3 protein-coding genes are annotated in these 6703 nt (G+C 63.3%); all 3 read left to right on the top strand.

Going from position 1 to position 6703, the window contains the following annotated elements:
- Window positions 1–12: 12 nt before the first annotated feature.
- Complete coding sequence (fusA, locus tag P2Q66_RS12175; protein WP_079596669.1) at window positions 13–2127, top strand: elongation factor G; 2115 nt, start codon at window positions 13–15, stop codon at window positions 2125–2127.
- A gap of 249 nt (window positions 2128–2376) precedes the next feature.
- Window positions 2377–3567, top strand: coding sequence for an elongation factor Tu (gene tuf, locus P2Q66_RS12170; RefSeq protein ID WP_050054308.1), 1191 nt, complete (start codon window positions 2377–2379; stop codon window positions 3565–3567).
- A 153-nt stretch (window positions 3568–3720) separates the two neighbouring features.
- Window positions 3721–6703 (top strand): hypothetical protein (locus tag P2Q66_RS12165; RefSeq protein ID WP_275728374.1); only part of this gene is annotated, 2983 nt, incomplete at its 3' end.

The following is a 6703-nucleotide window of genomic DNA, read 5'->3' as shown; positions in this document are numbered from 1 at the left end:
AAAGGAGACCCCGTGGCACAGGACGTGCTTACCGACCTTAGTAAGGTCCGCAACATCGGCATCATGGCCCACATTGATGCCGGCAAGACCACCACAACCGAGCGCATCCTGTTCTACACGGGTGTGAACCACAAGATCGGCGAAACGCACGACGGCGCTTCGACCACTGACTGGATGGAACAGGAAAAGGAACGCGGCATCACCATCACGTCTGCCGCCGTGACCTGCTTCTGGGAAAACAACCAGATCAACATCATCGACACCCCCGGCCACGTTGACTTCACCGTTGAGGTTGAGCGCTCCCTGCGCGTCCTCGACGGCGCCGTTGCCGTCTTCGATGGCAAGGAAGGCGTTGAGCCGCAGTCCGAGACCGTATGGCGCCAGGCTGACAAGTACAACGTTCCGCGTATCTGCTTCGTCAACAAGATGGACAAGCTGGGTGCTGACTTCTACTTCACCGTAGACACCATCATCAGCCGCCTCGGTGCCAAGCCGCTGGTTATGCAGCTGCCCATCGGTGCCGAGAACGACTTCATCGGCGTCGTGGACCTGCTCTACATGCGCGCACTCGTCTGGCCTGGCGATGCCAAGGGTGACGTGACCATGGGTGCCAAGTACGAGATCCGCGAGATCCCGGCTGACCTCCAGGAAAAGGCTGAAGAGTACCGCGCAGCTCTCGTTGAGACCGTTGCCGAGTCCTCTGAAGAACTCATGGAGAAGTACCTTGAGGGCGAAGAGATCTCGATCGACGAGCTCAAGGCTGGCATCCGCAAGATGACCATCAACTCCGAGCTCTACCCGATCTTCTGCGGTTCTGCATTCAAGAACCGTGGCGTTCAGCCCATGCTCGACGCCGTGGTGGACTACCTGCCGAACCCGCTCGACGTCCCGCCGATGGTCGGTCACGACCCCCGCGACGAAGAGAAGGAACTGACCCGCAAGCCTTCCGCTGAAGAGCCGTTCTCGGCCCTCGCATTCAAGATTGCGGCCCACCCCTTCTTCGGCCAGCTCACCTTCATCCGCGTGTACTCCGGTCACGTGGAAGCAGGCGCCCAGGTGGTCAACTCCACCAAGGGCAAGAAGGAGCGCATCGGCAAGCTGTTCCAGATGCACGCCAACAAGGAAATGCCCGTTGAGGGCGCTACCGCCGGCCACATCTACGCAGCCATCGGTCTGAAGGACACCACCACGGGTGACACCCTGTGCGACTCCGCCAACCAGATCGTCCTCGAGTCCATGAGCTTCCCGGAGCCCGTAATCTCGGTTGCCATCGAGCCGAACACCAAGGGTGACCAGGAGAAGCTCTCCACGGCTATCCAGAAGCTCTCCGCTGAGGACCCCACCTTCCAGGTGTCCCTCAACGAAGACACCGGCCAGACCATCATCGCCGGCATGGGCGAGCTCCACCTGGACATCCTGGTGGACCGCATGCGCCGCGAATTCAAGGTCGAAGCCAACGTTGGTAAGCCGCAGGTTGCCTACCGCGAAACCATCAAGCGTGCCGTGGAACGCCACGACTACACGCACAAGAAGCAGACCGGTGGTTCGGGTCAGTTCGCAAAGATCCAGATCGCGATCGAACCGCTGGACACTGCCGAGGGCGAGCTGTACGAGTTCGAGAACAAGGTCACCGGTGGCCGCGTTCCCCGCGAGTACATCCCGTCTGTTGACGCTGGTATCCAGGATGCACTGAACGACGGCGTCCTGGCCGGTTACCCGGTTGTGGGCATCAAGGCCACGCTGGTTGACGGCGCGTACCACGATGTTGACTCCTCGGAAATGGCGTTCAAGATCGCCGGCCGTATGGCTTTCAAGGAAGCTGCACGCAAGGCGAACCCTGTTCTGCTCGAACCGCTGATGGATGTCGAGGTCCGCACCCCGGAGGAATACATGGGTGAAGTTATCGGTGACCTCAACTCCCGCCGTGGCCAGATGCAGTCCATGGAAGATGCACAGGGCGTCAAGGTCATCCGTGCGCACGTCCCGCTGTCCGGCATGTTCGGCTACATCGGTGACCTGCGCTCCAAGACCCAGGGCCGCGCTGTGTACTCCATGACGTTCAACAGCTACGCCGAGGTCCCGAAGGCAGTTGCCGACGAGATCATCCAGAAGACCCGCGGCGAATAGTCCTTCGGACGTTCGAAGCGAACAAACTCGGGTGCGCTTGCCGGCAACGGAAAGCACAGCCGGTGCAGGTGGCCGGGTACGGTCAAGGCGGTTTCCGGCCATCTGCACGAACAGGCTCGAGGGACTAGTATTAGTTCCTGAATCTGCAATTTCACCAATCCAAAGCCCCCCAAGTAGACTTACCTGAGTTTCCGCCGCGACAAGCGCGGCTGAAGGGTATGTCATTTGAAAACGTTCTAGGAGGAACCTGTGGCAAAGGCAAAGTTCGAGCGGACTAAGCCGCACGTTAACATCGGCACCATTGGTCACGTTGACCACGGTAAGACGACGTTGACGGCCGCCATTTCCAAGGTGCTGTACGACAAGTACCCGACTCTCAACGAGAAGCGTGACTTCGCGTCGATCGACTCTGCACCCGAAGAGCGTCAGCGCGGCATTACCATCAACATCTCCCACGTTGAGTACCAGACCGAGAAGCGCCACTACGCACACGTAGACGCTCCCGGTCACGCTGACTACATCAAGAACATGATCACCGGTGCTGCCCAGATGGACGGCGCAATCCTCGTGGTTGCTGCTACCGATGGCCCCATGGCTCAGACCCGCGAGCACGTTCTGCTCGCCCGCCAGGTTGGTGTTCCCTACCTGCTGGTCGCGCTGAACAAGTCCGACATGGTTGACGACGAAGAGCTCCTCGACCTCGTCGAAATGGAAGTTCGTGAGCTCCTCAGCTCGCAGGGCTTCGATGGCGATGAGGCTCCGGTTGTTCGCGTTTCGGGCCTGAAGGCCCTGGAAGGCGACCCCGAGTGGGTCAAGTCCGTTGAGGACCTGATGGCAGCTGTCGACGAGTCCGTTCCGGACCCCGTACGTGACCGCGACAAGCCGTTCCTGATGCCGATTGAAGACGTCTTCACCATCACCGGCCGTGGCACCGTTGTTACGGGCCGCGCCGAGCGTGGAACCCTCGCCATCAACTCCGAGGTCGAGATCGTTGGCATCCGCCCGGTCCAGAAGACCACGGTTACCGGTATCGAGATGTTCCACAAGCAGCTCGACGAAGCATGGGCCGGCGAGAACTGTGGCCTGCTGCTCCGTGGCCTGAAGCGCGACGATGTCGAGCGTGGCCAGGTTGTCGTCAAGCCGGGTTCCATCACCCCGCACACCGACTTCGAGGCCAACGTCTACATCCTGTCCAAGGACGAAGGCGGACGTCACAACCCGTTCTACTCCAACTACCGCCCGCAGTTCTACTTCCGCACCACGGACGTAACCGGCGTTATCACCCTGCCCGAGGGCACGGAAATGGTTATGCCTGGCGACAACACTGAGATGACCGTTGCGCTCATCCAGCCCATCGCTATGGAAGAGGGCCTCGGCTTCGCAATCCGCGAAGGCGGCCGCACCGTTGGTTCAGGACGCGTTACCAAGATCATCAAGTAGTCCTTGCTGATCAAACGGATGCCCGGGATGTAATCCCGCATAGTCCACGGAAAACCCCGCTGCTATGTGCAGCGGGGTTTTCTTTTGCTAGTGTTAATCCACTCATTGGATTAATAGCAGCGGCACGCTGCTGCTCCCTGGAAGGGCCCTGGCATGCGGGACGAATCATACGAAGCCGGGTACCGGGCCGGCCATCTGCAGGGCTGGTTGGATGCTATGGCAAAAGTCGCCCAGGACCAGCCGCAAAGAGCGGCTGTCCCGCAGGCGGCTGCCGTGGCGCAAGCCGCTCCGCCAACTATGTCCCGGTCCGTGTCGCCCCGGATTGTCCAGGGGCAGCCGGTGCCGAGGCCTAGGCCACTCATTCAACAGCCAGCCCCACAGAAACCGGCCCGCCCGCCCGAAACTCCGGCGGAACGGCAGGCACGCCGTGAGCGCCGTGACCGGCAGAACATCAACGTCACCCTGTACGTGGCCAGCCTGCTTCTCGTGGCGGCCGCCGCGTTGTTTGTAGGGACCGGCCTCCCGCCGACGCTCCGCTTCGCCGGGGTCTGCGCTGTCGCCTCCCTGTTCTATGCCTCCGGGTTCGTCCTTCAAAGCAAGGTGCCCCGGTTGAAGCCTGCTGCCGTCGCGTTCGCCGGCACCGGGCTCGCACTGGTTCCCGTGATCGGCCTGGCGCTGTACAACTTCGCCTGGCACAACGGGCCTGCTGCGTGGCTGACCACGTCCATCATCGGAACCGTTGCCTACGTCGTGGCCGCCCTTCGGCTCGAGAGCCGGGTATTGGCGTACCTCTCCTTAACCTTCGTCATCTCCACGGCATGGTCGGGAATTGCAGTGCTGGGGGCGGCCCTGGTCTGGTACTTCGTTGCGCTCATTGGCATGGCCGTGATCCTTACGGTGCTGTCCCTGGTGAAGCCGGGCTGGCTTCCGCCCTTGTTCGCGAGGCCGCTGGCAACCCTGCATCCGGTTGTGGTTCCAACGGTGGCCGTGGTGGTGACCTTCTTCCCGCTGCTCCTGACGCGGGGGGAGTACGCACTGGTCATGGCGCTGTGCGGTGCGTACTTTGGTGTTGTCGCGGCTGTGCCGGCTGCACAGTACCGGGTGCGCCATTTCTATGCTGCGAGGGCTGCCCTCACGGTGGCCGGCGCCATTGCCGCCTGGGAGCTGACCGGGTACGCAGCTGATGCCCTGTTCACCGCAGGAGCAGCGCTTGCAGTCCAAGCCATCGCCGTCACCTACAACGGAAAGCGGCTGGACGCCTGGTTCCCGCCTGTGCCCGCCCAGGCCTCCCGCCTGGGCAGCCGGACAAAGACGTCCGACGGCGCCGCCTGGCTGAGTCGGGGCCGCTGGCATCGTGATGCCCTCGCGACCTTTTGGACCCAGTTTGTGGTGACGGCAGGCTTCGCTGGGAGCGTCATTCTTGAGGCCGCGTATGCTCCCCGAACAGAAAGCGGTGGGCCGGCCCCGCTATGGCTCCCTCTGTTCCTTCTGCTGCTGACCAGCTTCGTGTTGGGTGCCAGGCTGGGAGCGGCTACGCAGTTTTTGCCGTTCCCGGTTTTGGCGCTGGCCGGGCTGGTGCTTCCGAACTTGGGGGAGTGGGCTTTCGCCACGATGCTGGTCCTGGCGTCGGTCGTCTGGCTGGTCCGGGGACTCCGTGCGGGCGATGAACTGCGGCCCCTGGCGATGTTCAATGCCAGGGTGGCGGTTACCCTGGCGGTACCCTCGGTGGTGGCAGCGTTTACGGAGGGGCGGGGGCAGGACCAGTCCGTGTGGTTCAGCCTCGTAGCCGGGGCGGCCGGGCAGCAAGTCCTCTCCGCGGCACTTCAGCGCGCCGGACGTTCGGTGCTGGCGCCGCAGGCCACACTCATTGGCTACTCCGGCCTGGGCGTGGCAGCGGTTGCTGTTCTGGCGTCTGTTGAGGGTGGACCGGGCAGCTGGCTGACCTGGGGTTCCATCCTGCTGCAGGTGGCGGCAGCCTGTGCCGTTGGCCTGCTGCTGGTCCCTCGCCCTGTGGAGGACGGTGGCTGGCGCGCCAGCGTGGGTGAAGTGGTGCCGCCGGTGATCGTGGCCGTGATGGTGGGGTTCGCCTTCCAGTGGGTGTCGCTGGGCGCCGGAAACACGGCCTTGTTGCTGTTTCTGGCTTACCTCGCCGGAACCGGGCTCCGGCTGCCTGCACGCCTGCACCGCTGGAGCTACTGGTGGATGGGCCGCGCAACGGGAACGCTACTGGCCATCACAGCTTTTGAGCAGCTGACCCGGACTGCAGGGGCTCCTGTCCTGGGCGGTGAGGATGTTCAACCGGCTGCCGTCCTGGGGTTGGTGCTAGGGCTCCAGGTGGCACTGGTCCTGGCAGCCTATCGGCTGCACCGGGCGCCGCGGGGCGCGGTCATCGACGCCGGCTGTGTCATCCTTTTGCAGGTGGCAGCATGCGCCTTCCTCGCCCCGCTGGGTGAAGGAAGCTGGCAGAACCTCATGGTCCCGGCCGTTGCCGCCGTTTCCGCGGCAGGTGCAGGCTATGTGTTGCGGCGGGAAGCGGGCGCACCGTGGTTCGCTCCGGCGTCGTTCGTTGTCCTGATGTTCCTGTCCGCGGGCAACCTGACGCTCGTGGAGTTGCTGCTGGCCATCTTCGCTCTTTTTGCCGCTGTGATGGTGGCCGCCGCCCCTCAGCCGGTGCGTAAGGGCTGGTACTTCGTGGCAGCAAGGGTGCTCACAGCCGCCCTGGCCGTGGTCTTCAGCTACGACGTCACGGCGTCCCCCGCAGCGGTGTCAGTGACCTTCGCCGGGGTCCTTGTGGCGCAGCATGCCGTGCGCTGGGTGATGCGCTTCCGCCTGCAGACCGTCCCCTTCCAGCAGGCGGCTGTGTGGATCACGCTGGGCAGCCAAGCAGTTCTTCCGCTCATTTATGCCTTGCAGTACAGCCGGAACGGCAATGACGACGGCGGCCGCTGGGTGGTGCTCCTTGAACTCGCTCTGCTGCTGGCATCGGCTGCCGTGGCCCGGCGCCTGTTCGCAGCCCGCGGGGCGCTGTACTTCGGCGTCTGGGCGCTCCTGTTTGCCGTGTTCACGCTGAGCCCGTTCGTATCCTTCGGCGAGGTGGCCCTGTTCACCTACACGGGAACGGCCATCGCCCTGCTGC

The sequence above is a fragment of the Arthrobacter sp. Cr_A7 genome (assembly GCF_029222765.1).
Lineage (GTDB): Bacteria > Actinomycetota > Actinomycetes > Actinomycetales > Micrococcaceae > Arthrobacter.
The sequence above is the reverse complement of the archived record's forward strand: the minus strand, read 5'-3'. Positions and strand labels throughout refer to the sequence as shown.